The 23,562-nt window shown below is 56.9% G+C and carries 20 protein-coding genes; 12 read left to right on the forward strand and 8 right to left on the reverse strand.

From position 1 onward, the window contains the following. Positions 1-5: 5 nt before the first annotated feature. The 3 genes from ACYQ6M_RS13375 to tenA all read left to right on the forward strand — a co-directional run bounded on the left by ACYQ6M_RS13375 (position 6) and on the right by tenA (position 1,547). Positions 6-401 (forward strand): SUF system Fe-S cluster assembly protein, encoded by a 396-nt coding sequence (locus ACYQ6M_RS13375; protein ID WP_006933232.1) that lies wholly within the window; start codon positions 6-8, stop codon positions 399-401. Between the two features lie 73 nt (positions 402-474). Next, on the forward strand, positions 475-852 hold the full coding sequence (sufA, locus tag ACYQ6M_RS13380; protein WP_022998742.1) for a Fe-S cluster assembly scaffold SufA: 378 nt from the start codon (positions 475-477) through the stop codon (positions 850-852). 32 nt (positions 853-884) lie between these two features. After that, positions 885-1,547 carry a thiaminase II gene (gene tenA, locus ACYQ6M_RS13385; protein ID WP_447238041.1) on the forward strand — a complete coding sequence of 221 codons (663 nt, stop codon included), beginning with the start codon at positions 885-887 and terminating at the stop codon, positions 1,545-1,547. 75 nt (positions 1,548-1,622) lie between these two features. On the opposite strand, the gene ACYQ6M_RS13390 is transcribed toward tenA, so the two are convergent. The 4 genes from ACYQ6M_RS13390 to parE form a co-directional block, all read right to left on the reverse strand. Then, complete coding sequence (locus ACYQ6M_RS13390; protein ID WP_022998740.1) at positions 1,623-2,684, reverse strand: GGDEF domain-containing protein; 1,062 nt, start codon at positions 2,682-2,684, stop codon at positions 1,623-1,625. A 123-nt stretch (positions 2,685-2,807) separates the two neighbouring features. Then, positions 2,808-4,256, reverse strand: a complete 1,449-nt coding sequence (locus ACYQ6M_RS13395; RefSeq protein ID WP_055654145.1) for a DEAD/DEAH box helicase — start codon at positions 4,254-4,256, stop codon at positions 2,808-2,810. Between the two features lie 299 nt (positions 4,257-4,555). After that, positions 4,556-5,284: a sulfotransferase family 2 domain-containing protein gene (locus tag ACYQ6M_RS13400; RefSeq protein WP_139314249.1), complete on the reverse strand. Its 729-nt coding sequence runs from the start codon at positions 5,282-5,284 to the stop codon at positions 4,556-4,558. A gap of 99 nt (positions 5,285-5,383) precedes the next feature. Further along, positions 5,384-7,429 (reverse strand): DNA topoisomerase IV subunit B, encoded by a 2,046-nt coding sequence (gene parE / locus ACYQ6M_RS13405; protein WP_055654149.1) that lies wholly within the window; start codon positions 7,427-7,429, stop codon positions 5,384-5,386. A gap of 587 nt (positions 7,430-8,016) precedes the next feature. On the opposite strand from parE, the gene ACYQ6M_RS13410 reads away from it, so the two are divergent. Further along, entirely contained in the window at positions 8,017-8,874 is an 858-nt protein-coding gene (locus ACYQ6M_RS13410) for a tetratricopeptide repeat protein (RefSeq protein ID WP_173013998.1), read from the forward strand. 654 nt (positions 8,875-9,528) lie between these two features. Here the strand turns inward: ACYQ6M_RS13410 and xth are convergent. Together xth and erpA are read right to left on the reverse strand one after the other, a co-directional pair. After that, positions 9,529-10,311, reverse strand: a complete 783-nt coding sequence (gene xth / locus ACYQ6M_RS13415) for an exodeoxyribonuclease III (protein ID WP_460074288.1) — start codon at positions 10,309-10,311, stop codon at positions 9,529-9,531. A 67-nt stretch (positions 10,312-10,378) separates the two neighbouring features. Then, entirely contained in the window at positions 10,379-10,720 is a 342-nt protein-coding gene (gene erpA / locus ACYQ6M_RS13420; protein ID WP_022998733.1) for an iron-sulfur cluster insertion protein ErpA, read from the reverse strand. A 154-nt stretch (positions 10,721-10,874) separates the two neighbouring features. Between erpA and ACYQ6M_RS13425 the strand changes: the two genes are divergently transcribed. The 3 genes from ACYQ6M_RS13425 (at position 10,875) to ACYQ6M_RS13435 (ending at position 16,564) form a co-directional block, all read left to right on the forward strand. Then, a complete protein-coding gene (locus ACYQ6M_RS13425; RefSeq protein ID WP_228868234.1) occupies positions 10,875-12,092 on the forward strand; it encodes a deoxyguanosinetriphosphate triphosphohydrolase in 1,218 nt (405 codons plus the stop codon). Positions 12,093-12,189: 97 nt separating this feature from the next. After that, a complete protein-coding gene (argS, locus tag ACYQ6M_RS13430; RefSeq protein WP_460074289.1) occupies positions 12,190-13,959 on the forward strand; it encodes an arginine--tRNA ligase in 1,770 nt (589 codons plus the stop codon). A 208-nt stretch (positions 13,960-14,167) separates the two neighbouring features. Then, positions 14,168-16,564, forward strand: a complete 2,397-nt coding sequence (locus tag ACYQ6M_RS13435) for an SPOR domain-containing protein (protein ID WP_460074290.1) — start codon at positions 14,168-14,170, stop codon at positions 16,562-16,564. Positions 16,565-16,620: 56 nt separating this feature from the next. On the opposite strand, the gene ACYQ6M_RS13440 is transcribed toward ACYQ6M_RS13435, so the two are convergent. Further along, a complete protein-coding gene (locus ACYQ6M_RS13440; protein WP_460074291.1) occupies positions 16,621-17,538 on the reverse strand; it encodes a LysR family transcriptional regulator in 918 nt (305 codons plus the stop codon). 132 nt (positions 17,539-17,670) lie between these two features. Between ACYQ6M_RS13440 and ACYQ6M_RS13445 the strand changes: the two genes are divergently transcribed. Then, a complete protein-coding gene (locus ACYQ6M_RS13445; RefSeq protein ID WP_152506588.1) occupies positions 17,671-18,594 on the forward strand; it encodes a DMT family transporter in 924 nt (307 codons plus the stop codon). 18 nt (positions 18,595-18,612) lie between these two features. Here the strand turns inward: ACYQ6M_RS13445 and ACYQ6M_RS13450 are convergent, their stop codons facing one another. Beyond that, positions 18,613-19,626 carry an alpha/beta hydrolase gene (locus ACYQ6M_RS13450; RefSeq protein WP_152506587.1) on the reverse strand — a complete coding sequence of 338 codons (1,014 nt, stop codon included), beginning with the start codon at positions 19,624-19,626 and terminating at the stop codon, positions 18,613-18,615. Positions 19,627-19,743: 117 nt separating this feature from the next. Here ACYQ6M_RS13450 and nagZ point away from each other — a divergent pair, with 117 nt between their 5' ends. From nagZ to ACYQ6M_RS13470, 4 genes are read left to right on the forward strand one after another with little or no spacing between them, the layout of a single operon-like run. Further along, on the forward strand, positions 19,744-20,763 hold the full coding sequence (gene nagZ, locus ACYQ6M_RS13455; protein WP_152506586.1) for a beta-N-acetylhexosaminidase: 1,020 nt from the start codon (positions 19,744-19,746) through the stop codon (positions 20,761-20,763). An 11-nt stretch (positions 20,764-20,774) separates the two neighbouring features. Beyond that, entirely contained in the window at positions 20,775-21,614 is an 840-nt protein-coding gene (locus ACYQ6M_RS13460; protein ID WP_022998725.1) for a segregation and condensation protein A, read from the forward strand. Further along, the gene (scpB, locus tag ACYQ6M_RS13465; protein WP_460074292.1) at positions 21,604-22,311 is read left to right on the forward strand and encodes an SMC-Scp complex subunit ScpB; all 708 of its coding nucleotides are present in this window, start codon (positions 21,604-21,606) and stop codon (positions 22,309-22,311) included. The genes ACYQ6M_RS13460 and scpB overlap by 11 nt, the downstream gene beginning before the upstream one ends. After that, entirely contained in the window at positions 22,311-23,450 is a 1,140-nt protein-coding gene (locus ACYQ6M_RS13470) for an ABC transporter ATP-binding protein (RefSeq protein ID WP_055654167.1), read from the forward strand. Before scpB ends, ACYQ6M_RS13470 begins: the two co-directional genes overlap by 1 nt. The last annotated feature ends 112 nt before the right edge of the window (positions 23,451-23,562 follow it).

Genomic DNA, 23,562 nt, shown 5'->3' on the forward strand with positions numbered 1-23,562 from the left:
ACCCCATGGAAAACGCTACCACAATCGATACCGGCGCGGACGGCGAAGAGTTGCAGACGGAAGTCTCGGCCAAGAGCGCCATTCCGGCAAATGAACTCGACCAGCTGACCACCGATATCATCGGTGCTCTGAAGACGGTCTACGATCCGGAAATTCCGTGTGACATCTATGAGCTTGGCCTGATCTACAAGGTCGATATCGAGGACGACAGGTCGATCAACATCGACATGACCCTGACGGCCCCTGGCTGCCCTGTGGCAGGTGAAATGCCGGGCTGGGTGGAAAATGCCGTTTCTGCTGTCGCCGGGGTGGGGCCGGTCAACGTCGATATGGTCTTCGATCCTCCCTGGACACCCGATCGCATGTCTGACGAAGCGAAGGTTGCGCTCAACTGGTATTGAGCTTCAAGCCTTTAATCGGATAAGCTGAAACCCCATATCAGGTTTAGCATTTGCTGCACTGAACGAGGATCATATGGCTTCCGCCGCTAAATTCCAGGTGATGACCCTGACTGACGCCGCCGCCGAGCGCGTGAAGGAACTTGTCGAGAACTCCGACAAGAATGCGATCGGCTTGCGTGTCGGTATCAAGAAGGGCGGCTGTGCCGGTATGGAATACACCATGGAAATGGTGGATGCGGCGCGGCCAGGTGATGATGCCGTTGAAGACAAGGGGGCGAAACTCTTCGTGGATCCTTCTGCCGTGCTCTTTCTGCTCGGCACGGAAATGGACTTCGAAGTGACCAAGTTCCGTTCAGGCTTCATCTTCAAGAACCCGAATGAAGTGTCCGCCTGTGGCTGTGGGGAATCCGTTTCGCTTCAGGCTGCGGACCTGAATGCCCTGGCACGCTGATCGCGCCTTTCTATCTATTCGATGAGATTTTCATGAGCCTTTTCGAGCGGCTGAAGGCCGACGCCGGTCCGCAATGGTCCGACTACACCCGTCACGCATTTGTTCAGCAGCTTGGCGCGGGAACGCTGCCGCTATCTTGTTTCAAGCACTACCTGGTTCAGGACTATCTGTTTCTCATCCAGTTCGCCCGCGCTTATGCGCTTGGCGTCTACAAAAGCCCGTCAGTCGCCGACATGCGTCAGTCACTGGACGGGGTAAAGGCGATTCTGGATGATGAACTCGATCTGCATGTCGAGATGTGCCGCAGTTGGGGCATGGAGCGTGACATGATCGAGCAGGCACCAGAAGACACGCCCACAATGGCTTACACGCGCTTTGTGCTCGATGCCGGTATGGCTGGTGATCTCCTGGACCTCCAGGCAGCTCTTGCACCTTGCGTAATTGGTTATGCGGAAATTGGAGCCAGGCTGGCAGCGGAAGGTTGCGACACCGATGGCAATCCCTACGCACGCTGGATCCGGGAATACGCCAGCGAAGGTTATCAGGAACTCGCAAAGGGCTTTATCGCCTGGCTCGACGGAACTGCAGGCCAGACGTTGACGGAGCACCGCTATCCGCGGGTCCTGTCCATATTTGAGAAGGCCTGCCGCCTGGAAAGTGATTTCTGGCAGATGGGGCTGAATGCAAAAGACTGAGACAGTTTTCTGCTCAGCCCCTGTTTTTCCGATGGATTTTGAGACCCGATACTTGATCGGGGACGATGCCTTGGATCAGGCAACGTCTTCCCGCTGATCCACTCCTGCAAGATCCTTTTCAGTCTTCACAAGGTTTCGACCGGCATCTTTTGCAAGGTAGAGCGCTTCGTCCGCGCGCGAAACGATGGAATGGACCGTATCGATGTTCTCGTAGGTTGCGATGCCGACAGAGATGGTCACACGGCCGAGATTTTCTCCCGTTGAACGTTTCACGAGTTCTTTGGACATCACCGCATTTCGGATGTTCTCGCCAATTTCGGCGGCATCTTCGAGCCCGACATGTGGCAGAATGATCGCAAATTCCTCACCGCCATACCGGCAGGCGATGTCCTGTGCCTTGATGTTCTGTTTAACCGCAAGTGCGACAAGTCGCAGAACCTGGTCGCCAGTCTGGTGGCCATAGGTGTCGTTGAACTTCTTGAAGTGATCGATATCGGTCATCAGCAAGGAGAAGCCACGACCGCTCTCCTTTGATTGATCGATGACACGTTCAATCGAGTTCTCGAAGTGCTTGCGATTGTTGAGTGTCGTCAGCTCGTCCGTCAGGGATTCGTAGCGGATCGCTTCCAGTGACGACTGCAGGTTCTCAATGTGTTTCTTGGACTCAAGCAGCTGGCTCTCCAGCTTGCGGTTGGACGCAACTGCATTCTGGGTCGATTTCACCAGATGTGTGACATAGTTCTGTAGTTTCTCCGGATCGGAAACCGACCTGATCTTTTCGCCAGCCTGCTCGAGCGCGGTGCCATAATCGGACGTGGCGTCGGCACTCAGCTTTAGCGTGTCGACCAGTTCTTCAACTTCCCGGGAAACCTTGGAGCCAACTTCATCCAGACGATCACCGAGCCGTGTCGGCGACAGGAAACGGCCATAAAGGGTCAGCATCTCGTCGGTGCTGATCCTGCCGTTGGATTTTATGGATTCATTGACGGCCCTGTTCAGGCCTTGATTGTATCCAGCCGCGTAAGTGTACCAAAGCTCGTAGGAACGAGGGTAGGCTGGCAGCACATTCTTCTTGATGTAACTGATTGCGGACTCTCCATACTGGATAGTCCGCTTATGGTCGTCTTCATCCGCCATCAAGTTTCTCTCACCCATGCCTTGCGAATCCGCCCCACACGGACACAAGAACTAGGTTTTAAACTCGGCTGGAAGGTTTAAGGAGCCGTTAAGCTTAAAGCAAAACCTGGAGAGAATTCGGCGTTACGAGGCCTTTTTAGGCCGCGGCTCACGCAGGAGAAACGCAGGAATGTGAACGCCAGCACCGAAGGCAGGTTCCAGTTTATCGTTTCTGGAGCGCTTGCCAGTCTGCCGTTGCGGCAGGTTTGAGACCGGTGTCGGGTTCAGCATTTCCGGGAGTTCCTCCATCTGCTCTTCCACGACTTCGCGTGGCTTGCTCTGCGACCGGCGACGATTAGAAGGCTTGGGTTGTTCTGCAGCCTCGTTGTCGTTGCTCGACCGTGCGTTCCTGGAAGGCTTGCCGGCCTTGCGGCGTGCCTTGCGTTCCTGTGCTGCAGCTTCGAAGTCGATCGCATCGCCCAGCCAGTCGATGTCCTTCTTGATCAATGTCTGAATGGCATCGAGGTATTTCTGGTCTTCACCGGTTACGAGCGTGAAGGCTGTGCCCTTGCGTCCGGCGCGGCCCGTCCGGCCGATCCGGTGGACATAGTCTTCGGCATTGCTCGGAACATCGAAGTTGAAGACGTGGCTGACCTCGGGAATATCGAGGCCACGCGCGGCAACGTCACTTGCGACGAGGAGCTTGATCGTTCCCTTCCGGAAATTGTCCAGCATCATCATGCGTGTACGCTGGTCCATGTCGCCATGGAGAGCGCCGACGTTGTATTCATGACGCTCCAGAGACCGGTATAGCGTCGTCACGTCCCGTTTGCGGTTGCAGAAGACAATCGCATTCTTGAGGTCTTCAGCACCTTCCAGCAGTTCGCGCAGGGCTGCGCGCTTTTCGTAGTCCTTGGACTCGGCTGCCTTCAGAAACTGAGCGACGTTTTCAGCCGTCGACGAGGTCGGGGCGACTTCGATACGGGCCGGGTTCTGCAGGAAAGTTTCTGTCAGACGCTGGATTTCCGGTGGCATCGTCGCCGAGAAGAAAAGAGTCTGACGAGTGAACGGGATCAGTTTGCAGATCCGCTCGATATCCGGAATGAAGCCCATGTCGAGCATACGATCGGCTTCGTCGATGACGAGGATTTCAACGCCCTGCAACAACAGCTTGCCGCGCTCGAAGTGATCAAGCAGACGGCCAGGCGTCGCAATCAGAACATCTGTGCCACGGTCGAGCTTCTTGTCCTGGTCGGAAAAGGAGACGCCGCCGATCAGCAGGGCGACATTGAGTTTATGGTTGGTGCCGTATTTGGCGAAATTCTCTTCAACCTGCGCAGCGAGTTCGCGCGTCGGTTCCAGGATGAGCGTACGCGGCATCCGCGCACGAGCGCGGCCTTTTTCGAGCAGCGTCAGCATGGGCAGTGTGAAACTTGCGGTCTTGCCGGTTCCGGTCTGGGCAATGCCAAGGATGTCGCGGCGCTCAAGCACCTGCGGAATGGCTCCCGACTGGATCGCCGTGGGTTCCTTATAACCTGCTGCTTCAACTGCAGCGAGGACCTTCTCGCTAAGACCGAGAGTATTAAATGCCATGGAGCGCTTTGCCCGAATGTTGTGATTGTTGATCGGCGGCGCCGTGGGAACCGCCGGTGCCAATGTGCGCACACCCTACATTCATGCGCTCAGGTGTCAATGCGCTTGAGAGGTAAAATCTCAAGAAAATCGAGTAATTCTGAGTACGATTTGCCATCTCAGTTAATAGTGCAGCCAAGTTGGTTCATGAAATCGGCTGGAAAATCAGTATGCGTTGCCCAAAATGCAGGCGCAAACGAAGGTATGTGTTTCCGAAAGTATCGCTTCAGCCGGTATTCGTTACGTAAAATTGCGCAGCGTCAGGCAGAAAGAGCCGCCGGTTTGTAGAACAGGTCGTAGTCTGACTTGTAGCGCCGCCGCAGCTGCTGAACCAGGCTGTCTTCGGTAAAGGAAAGCAACGTGTCCCTGCCGACAAAATTGTCCACGTGATACGCGACAGGAGATTTCGTGCGGAACCTGAGAGAGCTTTCCGAAAGAAAAGTTGCGAATGACTGGTCGAAATCTTCAAGCTGCAAGATCAGATCGGCCGTCAACATACCTTTGTAGGTGAGGGCAGCTGTCTGGCTGCGAAACAGATTGTCTGCTTCCAGGTCCGAGATCGATGCAACGTGTGACACGAACTCCTGAGGTGTCATGTCCTGATTGAACTGGCGCTCTTCATAATAGGCCGGAAGCGGATCGGCACTCAGGATGACTTTCTCATAACAGTAGGCCAACCGATGCATCGGATCCTGGACCCAGGCCGCGACTTTCATTTCGGGATGCCGCCGCTTGAGTTCGCGTGCTGTCAGTAACTCCACATTCCCGTGGAAGAGCAGCCGTTCCGTGGCGGCGGTCCGAAGATCAAAACCGGAAAGGGCCTTGAGCTTGTCGGTACCGGCAAGGCAATGAAGAACCGGGCGCAGAAGTTGAAAAGCAGGTTCTGCGATACGGGCAAAGGCGATCTTGTGCTTGGGAAAAGCCAGGAAGACATGATTTCGCAAGGGGCGAAGCCGTCTGTCCAGTATCGAATACATCCGGTTTAACATGCTACGTTTCCGACCGGTCAAATAGGCAGTACGGGCAAAAATATACGCCCGCCCAACCTCTTCAAAAAAAGATATAGATCAAAATACCTGCTGTTGCGGCTAAATATCAAGATCCTCAGCGAATTCAGCGTTGTCCTGAATGAACCGGAAGCGCGCTTCCGGCTTGTTGCCCATCAGCCGTTCAACGGTGTCGTTGGTGTCTGTTACAGCTTCTTCTTCTACAACGACCTTCAGCATGGTCCGCTTGGACGGATCCATCGTCGTTTCCTTCAACTGAGCCGGCAACATTTCACCCAAACCCTTGAAACGGCCGATTTCCACCTTGGATTTACCCTTGAAGACGGTGTCCATCAATTCGTCTTTATGGGCATCGTCGCGTGCATAGAGGGTCTTCCCCCCCTGGCTGAGACGATAGAGTGGTGGCACGGCCAGGAAGAGATGGCCGCCACGGATTAGCTCCGGCATTTCGCGGTAAAAGAAAGTAATCAAAAGTGATGCAATGTGGGCGCCGTCGACGTCTGCATCCGTCATGATGACGATCTTCTCGTACCGCAGGTCACTTTCCCGGTATTGGGAGCGCGTGCCGCAGCCAAGGGCCTGGATGAGATCGGCGAGCTGCTGGTTGGCAACGAGTTTGTCGCGGCCGGCGTTTGCGACGTTCAGGATCTTGCCGCGCAACGGCAAGACGGCCTGGTTGGAACGGTTGCGCGCCTGTTTGGCCGAGCCACCTGCCGAGTCACCCTCCACGATGAAGAGTTCGGTGCCATCGGACTGGTTTGCCGAGCAGTCGGCAAGTTTGCCCGGAAGGCGCAGCTTGCGCACGGCTGTCTTGCGGGCGACGTCTTTTTCCTGGCGACGGCGCAAGCGCTCATCCGCGCGATCGATCACCCACTCCAGAAGCTTGTTTGCCTGGTTGGGGGAGGCCGTCAGCCAATGGTCAAATGCATCTCGGACAGCCGTCTCCGCAATGCGCGTGGCTTCGTTGGTCGCCAGTTTGTCTTTGGTCTGGCCGACGAATTCGGGCTCACGGATGAAGACGGACAGCATTCCGCCGGCTGATGTCATCACATCATCGCCGGTGATGATGGATGCCTTCTTGTTGTTTGTCAGTTCGCCATATGCCTTGAGGCCGCGCAGCAGGGCATATCGAAAACCCGCTTCGTGAGTTCCGCCTTCCGGTGTCGGCACGGTGTTGCAGTAGGAACTGACAAAGCCATCGCCGGCAAACCAGCTCACTGCCCATTCCACGGATCCGTGTTTGCCGGCGTTGTCGGTGCGGCCGAAGAACACGTCGTCGACGACACGGCGTTCCTTGGTCAGTCTCTCGTTGAGAAAGTCGCGAAGACCGCCGGGGAAGTGAAACACGGCCTCGGCCGGTGTCTCGTCCTTTTCAGACAGTAATTCAGGTGCGCAGTGCCAGCGGATCTCGACACCGCCAAAGAGATAGGCCTTGGACCGTGCCATCTTCAAAAGGCGCGCCGGGACAAATTTGGCGCCTTTGCCGAAGATTTGATCGTCTGGTTTGAAGCTGACCTGGGTCCCGCGTCTGTTCTGGGTGTCGCCAACCAGCTCGAGAGGTCCCTGGGCGTGACCGCGGCGGAAAATCTGGCGATAGAGCTTGCGGCTGCGTGCGACCTCTACAATCAGTTCCTCTGACAGCGCATTGACCACGGAAATGCCGACACCGTGCAGACCGCCAGAGGTCTCATAGACCTTGCTGTCGAACTTGCCGCCCGCATGCAGCGTCGTCATGATCACTTCGAGTGCGGACTTGTCCTTGAACTTCGGGTGAGGGTCGACAGGAATGCCGCGGCCGTTGTCTGTGATCGTCAGATAGCCATCACCGGAAAGCGAAACGTCGATCCACGTCGCATGGCCGGCAACCGCTTCATCCATGGAGTTGTCGATCACTTCGGCAAAGAGGTGATGCAACGCCTTTTCGTCAGTGCCGCCGATATACATGCCTGGCCGGCGCCGAACCGGCTCGAGCCCTTCGAGAACCTCGATGTCGGCCGCTGAATAATCGTCGCTGACCGCGACAGGCGCAACGGGACGCGGCTTTTGCGGAGCTGGGGCGGGCTCATCTTGTGTCATTGGGGCAGAGACCGCCGCGTTGCCTGCAAACAGATCGTCTTTTGCGCTCATTCCGTATCGCCTGATGGGTCTTGGGTCACAGTTTCTACAAACTCAGCGCTGTTACCTACACCGAATCATGTCTCAGTTTGAAGGACAAAGATAGAACGGCAAAGGTAATTGGCCAAAAGCCCCCGTTTTCAACAGCCAGGGGCCCAAAAATCCGACCTGGAAACACATCATCAACCCGCCTGTGTTGAAATAAGGGTCTTGAATGGGAGAGGGGCGGTCACAATATGTGCCAATTCCGCAACAGTTACTGACAGAGTCATTTGCAGGGCCCCGGTTTGCCACCGTTGCCCCTGTTCGGCCATGTTTGCCCGTCACCCGTTACGCTAATGTCTGGGACGACCAGATCGGGTTCAACACCTGAAGTGGTTCACAGTCCGGACAAAAGTGTCAGGAAATGGTCTTATTTCGGCGTCGTATGGCCCAACTTAAGACGAAATGATCGGCCAATTTAGGCCACTCCGAAACAGTGGGTCCTGCTGGCATATGCTTTGGGGCCGAAGAGACAGAAAATGCGCTTGGCGCGGACAAAAAACAAGAAAGTCCGTCGGGGATCTGTTTCGTTGCCGACGGATAATAGTGTGACTGGGATGCCTAAGAACAGCACAAAGCTTCAACGCATGGGAAGAGCCGGAACCGTGCTCGGTGCGTTGATCCTGATCGGCCTGACAGGGCCTGTGGCCGCCTTTGACGGTCAGCCGGCGCCTGCACGGGCGATCGGTCCGAACGATCTGTCCCCGTCTGAAGCACTGCGGGCCGGTGCCCGCCAATATTATTCCGGCGACAAGGCCGCTGCGCTTGGTTCGCTGCAGTATGCCGCCGAAAACGGTCAGCCCATGGCCGCCTGGAAGCTGGGTGAAATGTATGCCTCCGGCGACGGCGTCAAGGAAGACGACCTCAAAGCCTTCGAATATTACAGCCAGATCGTTCGTGAGCACGGTGAAGATCGTCCCGATGCACCGGATGCTCCCTTCGTCTCAAGCGCCTTCGTTGCGCTCGGTTCCTACTATCTGAACGGCATCGACGGCGCTGTGCCCAAGAATGAATCACGTGCCCGTCAGATCTTCACGCATGCCGCGTCCTATTTCGGCGATGCCGATGCCCAGTATGAACTTGGCCGCATGTACCAGGAAAACAACAGCCGCATGGCTGTTCGTTGGTACAATCTTGCCGCGCTCAAGGGTCATGTGGGCGCCCAGGCACGCCTTGGTGAAACGCTCTATGCACTCGGTACGTCGGACAAGAAAAAAGCTCGCGGCCTGATGTGGATGACCGTTGCCCGGGAACAGGCCAAGGGAACGGATGCCAGCTGGATCCATTCCATGCACGAGCAGTATTTCGCGGTTTCGCCCGAGCCTGTCAGGCAGATGGCCAGATCAATGGCTGACGGATGGTTGAAGCAAAATCGCCCGGACGTGCTCACAGCACAGCAGTTGCCCGCACAATAACCTCAAGCTCGAGAGCCCGATCTGAGCACTATGTGGGTGTGATCGTGCGTCTTCGATGGCTTTCGCACAAGCCGTGCCAGCTCTGCTCGGGTTCGAAGCAGGAGCGTGCCAAGGCTGCAGAAAATCAGCTTTATCTTGCGAGTGGGTCTTCAACCTGACGGATGAGTTGGTGTCGTCGGACGACTGGTCGTGAATTTATCGATCGCAGGGCTTTGAATTTGGGTCAGTGGGCAAGGCGCGTTGCTGATCTGCCAGGACGTGTTGTTCAGCACCATTTCACATGTCGCCATTCGCAGCCCGGATGGGCTCTTCAGGCAGATAGATTCACCTACGCCGTATTTCACGCCCTTGTATCGGCAGGTACACGAGACGTCCTGCGCCCGAGCTGTGCTGCCTGTCCCAAGAACCAGACCCAAAATCAGTCCGGAAAACAACAAGGCGGTGACCGTAAAAACCGAACGCCCGGCAATCGAAGTCGTTACCGGTGTGTCTGTTCCGCATGTCGCCGTCGCGGATGTTGGTCGGCTGAGCGTCATCCCATGATGGAAAAAGCTTACCATGACGTCAGCCGACTGCAAGCCCGGTTTCCGGGCACGCACCGCGCTTCACGTCTGCATCAGCGATGGAGTCGGATTTTTGGAGGCAGTTTCAGTCTCAAGCGGCCAGCTTTACCCAGACGGGTACATGATCCGACGGCTTTTCCCAACCGCGCACGTGCTTGTCTATACCGCAGCCTGAGAACCGGTCTGTCGCCTGCGGCGACATCAGAATATGATCGATCCGAATGCCATTGTTCTTTTGCCAGGCACCTGCCTGATAGTCCCAGAACGTGAAGGTTTCCGGCGCTTCGCTGCAGGACCGGACTGCTTCGGTCAAGCCGAGGTGGGTGAGGGCACGGAAGCGTTGCCGGCTCTCAGGCTGAAAGAGAGCGTCTTCCAGCCAGTTCTGCGGGTTCTTGGCATCCACGGGATCGGGGATCACATTGTAGTCTCCCAGCAGCAGGAATGGCGTTTCCTCTGAAAGACGCATTTGAGCATGCGCAATCAAGCGGTCCATCCACTCGAGCTTGTACGGAAACTTTTCTGTTCCCAGCGGATTGCCGTTGGGAAGATAGAGGCAGCCGATTCGAACCTGGCCGCTTTCCGTCGACAGACTGCCTTCAATATAACGGGCCTGTTCGTCCGCATCGTTTCCCGGCAAGCCGCGCTGAATATCAGTCAGCGGCGTCTTGGACAGAAGCGCCACGCCGTTGAAACCCTTTTGGCCGTGCGTTTCGACCACGTAACCGAGGTCTTCAAACGGTTGACGGGGAAAGTTCTCGTCGACGGACTTGATTTCCTGAAGGCAGGCGACATCCGGAGACGCTTCCTTGAGCCACTCAAGGACAGTGTCGATACGTGCCTTGACGCCGTTTATGTTCCAGGTCGCAATTTTCATGAGCGCGGTTGCCTCAATTGTTCGAAACTGCCGGGGCAACCGGCGTCAATGCGGTATCGCAACAGTGTCAGATCGTGAAACTGGTTCCGCAGCCACAACCGGCGACCGCATTCGGGTTGTTGATCTGAAAAGACTGGCCAATCAGATCATCGACGAAATCGATTTCCGATCCGCTCATATATTGAAGGGAAATGGAATCGATCAGAACCGTTGCCCCCGGCTTTTCGATCACCAGGTCGTCGTCTTCGCGGCTGTCGACCACGTCATATTTGTACTGCAGTCCGGAACAGCCGCCACCTTCCACGCTGACACGCAGCATGCTGCCGCCCGGTTCCTTGGACAAAATCGATGCAATGCGCTTGGCAGCGCGGTCGCTGACTGTTACGCCAATTTCAAGTGTTTCGGTCATCTTTCACCGACTCGCTTAGTTCCGGCAATGTGCGGGAACGTTAAACCTGATTTGTTCAGATAAGTATGTTTTGCGACCGCCCGCGTCAATGTGTTGCCCGCGGCCCGAGCAACAGCAAACGCGGACCGCTTCTGTGAAGGATGGCTGGAAACTGATGAAAGCGGATATCGGATTTGGGGGACAATCCCGCGCAATCTACGCGGAAAACCCTCTGGAAAGCCGGGGAAGGCTTTTCCCCGAGCCTGACAGCCCGACGCGGACACCCTTCCAGCGGGATCGGGACAGGATTATTCATTCTTCCGCGTTTCGCAGGCTCAAGCACAAGACGCAGGTTTTCGTCTATCACGAAGGTGACCATTTTCGCACACGGTTGACCCACACCATCGAGGTATCGCAAATCGCGCGCTCGCTGGCGCGCGCTTTGCGGCTTGATGAAGATCTGGCGGAATGCCTGGCCTTGTCACATGATCTCGGTCACACGCCGTTTGGGCATGAAGGCGAAGACGTCATGCATGAGTGCATGGCACCCTTCGGCGGGTTCGATCACAACGCGCAATCACTGAGGGTCGTGACCCATCTGGAGCAGCGCTATGCCGAATTCGACGGTCTGAACCTCGCCTGGGAAACTCTGGAAGGGTTGGTCAAGCACAACGGCCCCCTGATTGATGCCAGCGGTGCGCCGCTTGGAAAGTTCAAGGACAGCCAGTTGCCGTTTGCGATCCGCGACTATGCCAGGAAACAGGACCTCCTGTTGCACACCTGGCCTGGTGCAGAGGCACAGGCCGCTGCCATCGCCGATGATATTGCCTATGACGCGCATGATCTCGATGACGGATTGAGGGCAGGGCTGTTCGCGATCGAAGACATGCGCGATGTGCCGTTCCTGGCCGACATCCTTGCCGAGGTCGATGGCAAATATCCGGGTCTCGAAGAGAGCCGACGTATCCACGAGATCGTCAGGCGATCGATCACGCGCATGGTCGAGGATGTCATTCGCGAAGCGGTGCGCAATCTGAATGACGTTGCTCCGAAAAGCGTCCAGGAGATTCGCATGGCGGGGCGTTGTCTCGTGGGTTTCTCTGCGGACATGACGGCTGCGGAAAAGGAAGTGAAACGGTTCCTGTTCGCCCGGGTCTACCGGCATGAAGATGTTCTTGCAGTTCGAAAGCTGGTTGCCCGGGTTGTGCGGGACCTGTTCACAAGGTTCCTTGCGGAGCCGGACCTCATGCCGAAACCATGGAATAGTGGTCTTGGCAATCTGGGTGAAGCGGAAGTCGCGCGACTGGTTTGCGACTATATCGCCGGAATGACCGACCGATACGCCATCGAAGAGCACCGCAGACTGTTTGACGACACTCCTGATTTGGGGTAGGCGCAGAGGCGACTTTACAGCCCCGTGGCGCCGAAGGCTTTTCCTTCGCAGCGCGCGGGGGCTTTGTGTTTGAAAACCAAAACCAGACCGGTGTTCTATGAATATCTTCGCGGACTTCACGCTACGCGTCAAAGACGCTCTCCAAAGCCTTGATTTAAAAGATGCAAATGGAGAGGCGCCGGATCTTTCGCGAGTCGTCGTGGAAGCGCCGCGTGATCCGGCACATGGCGATCTTGCCACCAATGCTGCAATGGTGCTTGCAAAACCACTCGGCATGAAGCCGCGCGATCTTGCCGAGCAGCTTGTTGCCAAGCTCAACTCCGACCCTGAAATTACCGAGACGACGATCGCCGGCCCTGGTTTCATCAACCTGCGTGTCGCCCAGGGGGTCTGGCACAAGGTTCTGGCCAGCGTATTGGATCAGGGTATCCGCTTCGGAGCCCAGGAACGTTCTCCTGCTCCGAAGGTCAATGTCGAATACGTTTCCGCGAACCCGACAGGTCCGATGCACGTCGGTCATATCCGTGGCGCGGTCGTGGGTGATGCTCTGGCGAACATTCTGGCATTTGCCGGCAATGACGTGGTCAAGGAATATTACATCAACGATGCTGGCTCGCAGATCGATACGCTGGCTCGTAGCGCCTTTCTGCGTTACCGCGAGGCACTTGGCGAGGACATCGGCGACATTCCGGCTGGCCTTTATCCGGGAGACTACCTGAAGCCTGTCGGTGAAAAACTGAAAGCGGAGTTCGGTCCGTCGCTGGTAAGCAAGGAAGAAAGCGACTGGCTGCCGCTGGTAAAGGAACGCGCGATTGCCGCCATGCTCGAGTTGATCCGGCAGGACCTGGCAGCGCTCGGCGTGGAACACGAGGTGTTCTATTCCGAAAGAACCTTGCATGATCGCGGCTCAGGCAACGGTTCGAAGATCGATCACATGCTCGAAACTCTCCGGAACAAGGGTCTGATTTACGAAGGCACGCTTCCGCCACCCAAGGGTCAGGTTCCTGATGACTGGGAAGACCGCGAGCAAACACTGTTTCGCGCAAGCGACTTTGGTGACGATACCGACCGGGCTCTCAAGAAATCCGATGGCTCCTACACGTATTTCGCTGCCGACGTCGCCTATTTCCAGGACAAGTTCGAACGGGGTTTTTCCGAAACGATCTACGTGCTTGGTGCCGATCACGGCGGTTACGCCAAACGCCTTCAGGCAGTCGGGAAGGCGATTTCCGACGGCAAGACGGAAGTTATCGTCCGGTTCTGCCAGCTTGTGAAGCTGATGCGTGACGGCGAACCGGTCAAGATGTCCAAACGCTCCGGTGATTTCATCACACTGCGCGATGTCGTGGATGAAGTCGGGCCGGACCCGGTTCGCTTCATGATGCTGTTCCGCAAGAATGATGCACCGCTGGACTTTGACTTCAAAAAGGTTACGGAACAATCGAAAGACAATCCGGTCTTCTATGTTCAATACGGCCATGCGCGTTGCTGTTCGGTGTTGCGGCAGGCGGCCGATGAACTCAAGGAAGCCGGCTATGCGGTTGATGATCTTGCCGGGGCCGATTTCACCTTGCTGGATGATATCGGCGAGCAGGAGCTTATCGCCAAGATGGCGGAATGGCCGAAAGTGGTCGAAGCAGCTGCAGAAACACATGAGCCGCACAGAATTGCGTTTTATCTACATGAACTCGCTAGTTCTTTGCATGGCCACTGGAATAAAGGCTACGAATTGCCTCATTTACGTTTTATTCAGGCCGGTAACTTGAAATTAACCCTAGCGCGTCTTGCTTTGGTTCGTGCAGTATCTTTGGTGCTCGCTTCAGGTCTAACGATTCTCGGCGTGAATGCTCCTGAAGAAATGCGCTAGTTTTAATGGCCGCTGGGAACGACTAAATGGCTCGCCAGCGACTTGAAGTGGACCGGTTTTCGTAAAGCTCATGTCACAAGACTACGAAACAAAGCGATCAGATTTGCGCGCCTCGCAAAACGAGGCGGGCGGCGAACGGCCGGCCGCGGAGGATCCGCTGGTTGAATTGGCCCGGATTGTCCACAAGAACAAGCAATCGGGGGCAAATGTGAGCAGCGGCCGCGTTGGTAGTACAGATTATTTTGCGGGGCTGGACGATGTGGCAGGCGATGCGCCTGCACAATCCACCCCGGCGCCGTCGCGCATCGAACCTTCGTTTTCAAATCTACGTCCGGTGTCGAATACGCCTGAAGCCACTGCTGGCGCGGACTTTGCGGAAGAACCTGAAGGAACATACAGCGCCTCCAGGAATGATTTCTATGCGGCGACACCGCCGTCCAGCTTCGAGCAGTCTTTCCAGCTGGAAGAGCCGGTTCAAACAGCCCCTGTGACGCCTTCTTCACACGTTTCTTCGCTTTGGCCGAGCGAGCCGGAGCAGGCCGCGGAACCTGTACAACCAGTCGCTCCCCCGGTTGGCGTGTCACATGCTCCGGTGGATCATGTCGTGCAGTTTCGCACGCCGCAGGCTGCCCCAGTGCAGGCTGAGCCAGAGGGCGCAAACGACAAGTCTTATCTCGCACCTTCCGTTGCCATGGATCTCGAACAGAATCTTACGGCAGAATTGGAAGACGAGTTGATCGGCGCCTTGCGTCAGTCCGTTGACGAGACACATCCGGCAAGCGCGCCTGATATGGGATATGCAGACGAGGTGGAAGAGGCTGCTCCTCAAACTCCCTCAATTCCTGTGATGCCAACGGCATCTTCATACTCCCGCGACAAAACGGATTTTGCCGTTTCTGACAGCTTGACCCGCGCAACCCAGGTACCGAGCGCGCCGTCCGTGTCTCCCGCCATTGGGACCGCAGCGTCCAGCATTTCGAAGCCAATTGATGCGCCGCGTCCCTCGGACGACTACCGGATTGGTGGCGTGCAACACGATGAACCGGTTGAGGCAGTTGCTGGAGATGAGGAGGTATTCGAAACCTCCAGCTACCAGCAGCCGGTAACCGGGCAACGTCCGCAGATTGACGAGAATGACTTCTTTGCTGCGCTGAACCCGGTTCAGTCCGAACCGGCGGCGCAAAAGGTGGAAGCCGCGCCGGAACAGGCAGGAGATCCTGCCGGCATTGACGCCCTTTTTGCCGATCTTGACTTCCCGGCTCCAACGTCTCGGAAGCCTGTTGGTGGCTCGATCGACCCATCGTCGCAGGACACTCCATCAACAGAGCCGGACCTGGACGATATGGCTTGGCCTGCTGCAGCTGCAGCGGTTCCTCAATCGGAAGACGACGAAACGCCGCCACCGCCGGAAGGCTATGATCTTGATGCGGTTGCACGGGCAATGCAGGAAAGCGATCCAAGCCTTACCGGTGCTGGTGTCCTGCCGCCCCACTCGGCAGCCGAACGCAACGCGATACCGCATGCGGGCGAAAAATCCCGGAAAGGCTTGTTCGTTGCAGCTGGAGTGCTTGGCGTTGCTGTCCTGGGCGGCGCAAGCTTCTTTCTGTTCGATAGCGACGCCGTTCCTGTACCCAGTGGTCCGCCACCGGTCATCAGCGGTCTGCAGGAGCCGCTCAAGGTATATCCGGAGCAGAGCCAGGCTTCGGCAAACGATCAGGCCGGCAAGCTTATTTATGATCGGGTCGACGGCACTGGTGTAGCCGGACCAGACAGGCTTATCCCGACAGAATCTCCGCAACCCGCAGAGTTGCCGCCGGCACCTGCAGGCACCAATGGCGACGCCGATCTCGTTCCCGGAACTCCGAAACGGGTAAGGACTGTGGTCGTGCGACCGGACGGAACCATCATTCCTGAAGGTGAAGAACCTGCTGTAGCGACACCGGCGAAGCCTGAACCGGCGGCACCGGCGCAGCCTGATGCGGCTTCCGGCGAAAACGGTTCGCGGGTGGTTTCCACGTCGCCCGTCGTGACCGGTGCGGATGTCGCGCCTGCAGTTCCGTCAGCCACTGCACCGGAACCGGCTCAGCCCGATACACCGGCAATCGTAACCGGTGCTGACGTAGCGCCGGAACCGACTGCAAGTGAACCTGCTGCACCGGTGCCGTCTGTTGTGCCTCGCAAGAAGCCGGATGCTCCTGTTCAGGTTGCCAGTGCCCCAGCCGCCGTCACGACGCCGGTGCAGGCGCAGCAGAACGATAGTCCTCTTAACCTGACGCAACAGCCTGCCGCCCCGGCAACAACTGCGCCCGCAGCTCCGGCGCCAGTTGCCAGCACCTCCGGCGGCAGCATCCCGTCTGGAACCTATATCGTTCAGGTAACGTCGCAACGTTCTGAAGCTGCTGCAAGCGACGCATACTCTGGACTGCAACGGCGGTTCCCGGCTGTATTGGGTAACCGGAACGCAGTGATCGTTGCAGCGACTGTTGAAGACAGGGGTGTGTTCTACAGGGCGCGGATCCCGACCGGGTCGCGCGATGAAGCAATAAGCTTGTGCGAAAGCCTCCAGGCAGCCGGTGGCGACTGCTTCGTTCGCAGACAGCCATGACGACGGACTACAAAATTTAAAAGCGTAAGTGAGACGGTCGGGAAATCCCGGCCGTTTTATTCTGCTGCTGCGACGGGCTCGTTCAAAGAGGCGCCGCGCAACTGCGGTCCCATGTGACGGAAGACCTCGGCGATGGCATCCATGGCCTGACGCACGGCGGGTTCGCGGCGCAAGTCCCGGTGAACGATGATGTGTTCGACGTTCGTGAGTTCCGCAAGCGGCTCAGTCAGTCTGACGAGCTCACGATTACTGTCGCCCATGAAAACCGGCAAGAGACACAATCCGGCTCCCGATGCGGTCATGTTCATGAGAGTCGTCATGGTATTGGAACGCAGTTTCGGCATCTGAGCCAGCCGGGTTTCCAGCCAGCGCATCTGCGAGGGATACCAGAGGTCGTCTGGAGCAAAGCCAAGCCACGTACAAAGTTTGTAACGGTCCGGTGTTCTGGCGGCAGGGTGTTCTGCGACGTAATCGGCCGAACCGTAAACCGCGTAGGCCAATTCACCGATTTTCCGTGCAATCAACGTGTCGGTTTCCGGAAGGCAATTGCGGATCTGCAGCTCAATACTGCGTGACTGGTGATTGACATGCTGGTGGCTTGATATCAGTTCAAGCTCAACACCGTCGAGCAGGCCCGTCAGCAGTTCAAACCGGTCAGTCAGAACCCGCGCACGGACTTCGTCCACGGCGACACGAACAACCTTCAGTGCCGATCCGGACAGATCGGGCAGGATCCGTGCGGCCGCCTCCGCCTTCTTGCGCATGTCATCTGCCAGTGGGATCAGCCGCAGCCCGGCATCCGTCGGTTTCAGTCCTGTCGGCGTGCGGTCGAACAGTCTTGCGCCTATCCGGTCTTCAAAGCTCTTCAGGCGGCGGCTCAGTTGCGGTTGGCTGATGTCCAGTGCCTTTGCCGCCCCGGAGAGAGAGCGCATGCGGGCAGCCGCATCAACCAGTTTCAGATCATCCCAGTTCATGGGCGGGTTATACCAATATACAAGGCGAGGAGCAACGTGATGCGTATACGCATACCCGTTATGGGGTTTTCACGACTGATTTGGCTGCCGGAGCAGTGATAAGACTCTCTTGAAATTACCTGGAACCGTTGAATGTCACAGAACTCCGTCTATCACCGCCCGGATAACACGTTGCTCGCCCTGTTGCTTGCACTTGCCGGTATGGCTGCTTTCACACCGATATTTGCCGCAGGCAAACTGTCTGGAGGTTTGTTGCCGGTTGCTGTGCTGGTTTGGCTTCGTTTCATTGGGGGAGCTGCAACGATCGTGAGTGTTGCGGCCGTCAAGCGTGTTCCGGTGTTCACACGTGTCAGCCCGCTCTGGAAACTGCACCTCATGCGAGCGTTTTGTGGTGTTGGCGGACTTGCCTGCTCCATCTACGCCGCAAGTGTTCTGCCCTTGGCGGACGCAACCGCGATCGGCCTCACAAAAGGTATCATCGCCATCGTGTTGGCTGGTCTTGTCCTCAAGGAGGTGATCACCGGTCGCCATTGGGTCGCAGGTGTGTTGTGCGCTGCAGGGGCGTATCTCGTGGTCCGGTCTGCGGAAAGTGCTGCGGGTTATGACGAGCTTGCACTGGCTGGCGTCATGTCAGCGCTCATGGGCGCCGTGTTCATGGCCTGTGAAGCCCTGATCATGCGCTATATTGCCCAGCGCGAGGACACCATCACCATCCTGGCATATGTCAATGTCTTTGCCGCGGTGCTGTTGAGTGGGCCGGTCCTTTGGCTGATCGTCAAAGAGGGAGTTTCCTGGAGCGATCTGCTGATTTTTGCCTGGATGGGTCCACTGGCAATTGTCGGCCAGTCCATGAATATTTCCGCCTACAGAAGAGCAGGGGCGGCAACACTTGCCCCCGTGTATTACGGCACAGTGGTGATGTCGGCTGTTTTCGGTTTTGCAGTCTGGGGAGAAATTCCCACTCGCGTTGCTGTCTTTGGGGCCGTTCTGATTGTGGCAGGAGGTGCTATTCTGACCCTGCCGAACCCTTTCAGAAAGTTCCGCCAGGCTTCCTGAGATGCCTGGCGCCGAAGGTCAATGACTGAGCTTTTCTGCCAGAAACGGCAGGCTCTCATCCAGCCGGTAGTCCACTGAGGAATGATTATCGCTGAATTCCTGATAGACGTGGTCAACGCTGGCTTCGCTCAGTTTCCTGTGCAGGCGGCGCGCACCATAGACCAGGTTGTATTGATCGACGTCGCCGCATTCGATCCATAGCCCCTTCAAGGATTTCAGCGCATCGATGTGATGACCTACGATATGCACAGGGTCCCACTTCAGCCAGGCATTCCAGCGTTCTTCAATGAGTTCGCATGTTTCCGGATCGACAGGCAGCCGGATGCCGCAAAAGACCTCCGGATCGGGATCCGGATCGTAGGTCGCAGCCATGGCAAAGGTCATCAGGTCATGAAGTGAGTTGCCCGGATATTTCGGACCCTTTTCAAAATCCCGGACGAAAGCTTCGATTGAGCCCGCTTTTGCAATTGCCCTCAATGCGCTTGGCATTTCGGGCAGGTAACAAAGATCAAACGCCATGTCACCGGAATGGCAGGCGGCGGCAGACCAGACGTCTGAGTGTTTCATCGCGTGAATGATCGCGCCGTAGCCGCCTGAGGATTTTCCGAAGATACCGCGCTTGCCGGTGCCGCCGCACTTGAAGCGATTTTCAACATCTTCCAGCATTTCGGTTGTCAGCCAGGTTGCCCAGGGGCCCATTGCGTCGCTGTCTATGTACTGGTTCCCGCCAAGACGCGTGAAACAGTCGGGAAAGGCGACTGCAACAGGTGGCATGGCACCGTCATGGATGAGCCGGTCGAGCCGCTCCGGTACGTTCTCTCCGAAATTCTTCCAGTTTGTGTGAGCCGGGCCGCCGGCGGTAAATCCGACGATATCCACCAGAAGCGGCAAGCCGCTGCCGTCATGACCATGCGGGGTATAGACGTGGATCTCGCGCGTTGCCGTATCTCCCAGCCGGTTTCGTCCAAGGATTTCAGATCTATGGGAAAAACGGTGCAGGGTGCCGGCAGGAATGTCGAGACGCGCGCGCATGGGGGCTCCAATCAGATCTGGGACGAAGGTCGTCTAGATTGCAAGATAGTGACAAGGGTGCAAGAGGCAGCACTTGCATTTCTTGACGGCTCCCGGCGCTGCGGCTAAGCCGGATCAATGACCAAAGCCTTTGTATCCGGGTGTGCCGGACCGACCCTGACAAGTTCCGAAATCGACTTTTTCCAACAGGAAGACCCTTGGGGACTGATCCTGTTCGCGCGCAACATCGAAACGCCGGAACAGGTCAGGATACTCACGTCGGCTTTTCGGGAAGCTGTAGGTCGGAGCGATGCACCCGTTCTGGTGGATCAGGAAGGTGGCCGGGTGCAACGGTTGAAGCCACCTCATTGGCCAAAGTATCCTGCACCGAAGGCATACGGTGATCTGTACGACCGGGACGCTGCAGCAGGACAAAGAGTTGCCTGGCTTGCCGGGCGGCTGATTGCAGATGATCTCAACCAGGTTGGCATAACGGTCGATTGCCTGCCTTGTCTGGATGTCAGGTTCCCTGAAACTGTCGATGCTATCGGAGACAGGGCGATTTCACAGGATCCGGAAGTCGTTGCAATACTCGGCAAGGCGATGGCGGAAGGTGCTTTGGCAGGTGGCGTGTTGCCCGTGATCAAACATATTCCGGGCCACGGACGCGCACGTGTCGACAGTCATTTTGAGCTGCCGCGTGTCAATGCGGCCATTTCTTCTTTGGAAAGCGTGGATTTCCGGCCCTTCAAGGCCCTTTCTCACGTGTCATTGGGGATGACAGCCCATATTGTGTACGAGGGGATCGATCCGAATACAGCTGGGACGCAAAGCGCGAAAGTCATTCAGGAAATCATCAGGGGTGAAATCGGCTTCGACGGCTGTCTGATGAGCGACGATATTTCCATGAAGGCGCTCGGAGGCAGTTTTGAGGATCGGTCCGGCAAGATCATTGAGGCAGGGTGCGACATCGTTTTGCACTGCAATGGTGATATGGATGAAATGATTGCAGTCGCGAAGGTGGTGCCCGAGCTTTCGGGTGAAGCCAGGCGGCGTTGCGAGACGGCCTTGAGCGGTTTCCAGGTTCCCGATCCGGAATTTGACAGGCTTGCGGCCTTTGATGAATTTCACTCCTTGACCGGCTGGCAGGGCGTTTGACCGGAGCGGCAATGGCGGAAATGGAAAACAGCTCGAAGAGACAGCAGGATGGTTCCTATGATCTTCTCAGTTCTGTCAGCACTCCCGAGGAGCGTGCGAGTTCCGATCCGCAACTTGTTGTCGATGTGGAAGGTTTCGAAGGCCCGCTCGACCTCCTGTTAGGCCTGGCGCGAACGCAAAAGGTAGATCTTGCGCGTATTTCCATTCTCGAACTCGTCGAACAATACCTGGAATTCGTGGCCGAAGCCCGCAGGATGAGGCTGGAGCTGGCCGCGGACTATCTGGTCATGGCTGCATGGCTTGCCTTCCTGAAGTCCAAATTGTTGCTGCCTGAGCAGAAGAATGAGGACGAACCGACAGGTGAGGAACTTGCCGCGGCTCTCGCATTCCGTTTGCGGCGTCTGGAGGCTATGCGGGAGGTTTCCGAAAAACTCCTGACCCGGAACAGACAGGGACGGGACGTGTTCCATCGTGGTGAACCTGAAACCATGTCGGTGCAACACAAGAGCATCTGGGACGCTTCCATCTATGATCTGCTGTCTGCGTATGCCACGCAGCGCCAAAGGCAATCCGTAACCTCCGTCCGTGTGTTGCGCAGGACGGTATGGTCGCTGCAGGAAGCGCGCGAACTGCTCACCAAACTGGTTGGCCGGGTTGGTGAATGGGCCCCGATGAATGCCTATCTGCGCGATTATCTCTACGACAACAAGGATTGGGCGACGATTGTCGCAAGCACCTTCAGCGCCAGTCTCGAGATGGTGCGCGAAGGTCAGGTCGAAATCCGGCAGGGCGAACCTTTTTCCCCGGTCTATATCCGTGCCGTCATGAAGGAGCCGGATCATGGCGTCTGATTTCGATCTTCTGGAGTTGGAAAACGACGAGGAAACCGCTCCATCAAAGCCCCTGGATCCGGCCGGCCTTCGCATGGTCGAAGCGTTGCTGTTCGCCTCGTCAGAGCCGCTGTCGCTTGAAGAGCTGACACTACGTCTGCCTGAAGGCACGGATGTGTTGAGCCTTCTCGAGCAGTTGCAGAACACCTACGCCTCGAGAGGCGTCAATCTGGTGAGGGTCGCGGGGAAATGGTGCTTCCGAACGGCTGAGGATCTCGCCTATCTGATGCACCGGAACGTCGAAGAGCAGCGCAAATTGTCGCGCGCAGCACTCGAGACGCTTGCGATCATCGCCTATCACCAGCCGGTCACACGCGCCGAGATTGAAGAAATTCGAGGCGTTTCCACCTCCAAGGGAACGCTTGATGTTCTGCTTGAAACGACATGGATACGAATGCGTGGACGCCGCAGAACTCCCGGCCGTCCGGTCACCTACGGAACCACCGATCATTTCCTGATCCACTTCGGTCTGGAGAATGTCCGAGACTTGCCGGGACTTGAGGAGCTGAAGGGGGCTGGGCTTCTGGACAGCGCCGTGCCGGCCTCGTTCCTTGTGCCGACACCCAATGACGATATCGCATTGACGGAAGATGAGGATCCACTAGAAGACGGGTCTCTGTTTGACGATGATGACGCGGACGAGACCGCCGGATCCTGATGCCCGATCGCAAAAAGCCGACTTCAACCAATGGCAATGGCCATACGCTGAGCTGGGGTGCGCCCGGAACAGCCGGCGCAACCATCGCCGCAGGTCTGGTCTTTGAGAATGTGTCTCACGATTATGATGGCGTGACATCGGTTCAGGACCTGAGCCTGTCCATCGCACCGGGCGAGATCCTTTGTCTGCTTGGTCATTCCGGCTGCGGCAAGACCACATTGATGCGTATTGCCGCAGGCGTTGAGCGTCAGAGCAAGGGCAGGGTGCTGATCAACGGCCGGGAAATTGCCGGCGATGAACTGTTTCAGCCTCCCGAAAAGCGCGGTGTCGGCCTGATGTTCCAGGATTACGCGCTTTTTCCGCATATGAGCATTCTGGCGAATGTAATGTTCGGCCTGACCAACATGCCAAGACGGGAAGCCCAGACCGCCGCCCTGAGTGCTCTCGGCCGCGTCGGTCTGGCGGACTATGCAGCCGACTATCCTCACGCGCTTTCCGGTGGTGAACAGCAGCGTGTCGCGCTGGCCCGTGCACTGGTTCCCAGGCCCGGCATTCTCCTGATGGACGAACCATTCTCGGGGCTCGACAAACGTCTCCGTGACAATGTGCGCGATGAAACGCTCGCGGTTATTCGCGAAACGCGCGCCACCTGCATCATTGTGACCCACGATCCGGAAGAAGCCATGCGCATGGGCGACAAGATCGCGCTGATGCGCCAGGGCCGCCTGGTTCAGCACGGCACGGCTGCAGACCTCTACAAGGCGCCCGTCGACCTGTTTGCCGCCAGGTTCTTTTCGGAACTGAACCAGTTGGAAGGTGTTGTGACCCCGGCAGGTGTCGAAACGCCGGTCGGCGTCTTGTCATCGGAGGGTTTGTCGCCGGGGCAGAAGGTTGATGTTTGCGTTCGGCCACAAGGCGTTGTTTTAAACAATGCCGGATTGTGCGGTGTTCCCGGCAGAATTCGTTCGAAACGATTCGTCGGCGAGGTCGATTTGTTGTCTATTGCAATAGACGGGCTCAATCATCCCCTTCAGGCAAGGGTTCGTGCGGGCAGTCCCTGGGAGCGTGGAATGGACGTCGCCGTCACGACTGATCCGAAAGACGTGCTTGTTTTTCCGCGTTCACCTTCCCAAGTCTAAGGGGAGGGCAACTTATCATTCCGTCTAAGTGATCGAAATCAAATAGACTGGCATGTTGCAGGGAGTGGGCCGTTTTTGTAAGAAGGGCCTAAGGGCTTTTAAAGCCGATTAT

This window comes from Roseibium sp. ROS1, from assembly GCF_054658215.1.

Bases quoted from the DNA above. Each gene is read 5' to 3' on its own strand.
- ACYQ6M_RS13375 (WP_006933232.1), top strand. From the start codon at position 6: ATGGAAAACGCTACCACAATCGATACCGGCGCGGACGGCGAAGAGTTG.
- sufA (WP_022998742.1), top strand. From the start codon at position 475: ATGGCTTCCGCCGCTAAATTCCAGGTGATGACCCTGACTGACGCCGCC.
- tenA (WP_447238041.1), top strand. From the start codon at position 885: ATGAGCCTTTTCGAGCGGCTGAAGGCCGACGCCGGTCCGCAATGGTCC.
- ACYQ6M_RS13390 (WP_022998740.1), bottom strand. From the start codon at position 2,684: ATGGCGGATGAAGACGACCATAAGCGGACTATCCAGTATGGAGAGTCC.
- ACYQ6M_RS13395 (WP_055654145.1), bottom strand. From the start codon at position 4,256: ATGGCATTTAATACTCTCGGTCTTAGCGAGAAGGTCCTCGCTGCAGTT.
- ACYQ6M_RS13400 (WP_139314249.1), bottom strand. From the start codon at position 5,284: ATGTTAAACCGGATGTATTCGATACTGGACAGACGGCTTCGCCCCTTG.
- parE (WP_055654149.1), bottom strand. From the start codon at position 7,429: ATGAGCGCAAAAGACGATCTGTTTGCAGGCAACGCGGCGGTCTCTGCC.
- ACYQ6M_RS13410 (WP_173013998.1), top strand. From the start codon at position 8,017: ATGCCTAAGAACAGCACAAAGCTTCAACGCATGGGAAGAGCCGGAACC.
- xth (WP_460074288.1), bottom strand. From the start codon at position 10,311: ATGAAAATTGCGACCTGGAACATAAACGGCGTCAAGGCACGTATCGAC.
- erpA (WP_022998733.1), bottom strand. From the start codon at position 10,720: ATGACCGAAACACTTGAAATTGGCGTAACAGTCAGCGACCGCGCTGCC.
- ACYQ6M_RS13425 (WP_228868234.1), top strand. From the start codon at position 10,875: ATGAAAGCGGATATCGGATTTGGGGGACAATCCCGCGCAATCTACGCG.
- argS (WP_460074289.1), top strand. From the start codon at position 12,190: ATGAATATCTTCGCGGACTTCACGCTACGCGTCAAAGACGCTCTCCAA.
- ACYQ6M_RS13440 (WP_460074291.1), bottom strand. From the start codon at position 17,538: ATGAACTGGGATGATCTGAAACTGGTTGATGCGGCTGCCCGCATGCGC.
- ACYQ6M_RS13445 (WP_152506588.1), top strand. From the start codon at position 17,671: ATGTCACAGAACTCCGTCTATCACCGCCCGGATAACACGTTGCTCGCC.
- ACYQ6M_RS13450 (WP_152506587.1), bottom strand. From the start codon at position 19,626: ATGCGCGCGCGTCTCGACATTCCTGCCGGCACCCTGCACCGTTTTTCC.
- nagZ (WP_152506586.1), top strand. From the start codon at position 19,744: ATGACCAAAGCCTTTGTATCCGGGTGTGCCGGACCGACCCTGACAAGT.
- ACYQ6M_RS13460 (WP_022998725.1), top strand. From the start codon at position 20,775: ATGGCGGAAATGGAAAACAGCTCGAAGAGACAGCAGGATGGTTCCTAT.
- scpB (WP_460074292.1), top strand. From the start codon at position 21,604: ATGGCGTCTGATTTCGATCTTCTGGAGTTGGAAAACGACGAGGAAACC.
- ACYQ6M_RS13470 (WP_055654167.1), top strand. From the start codon at position 22,311: ATGCCCGATCGCAAAAAGCCGACTTCAACCAATGGCAATGGCCATACG.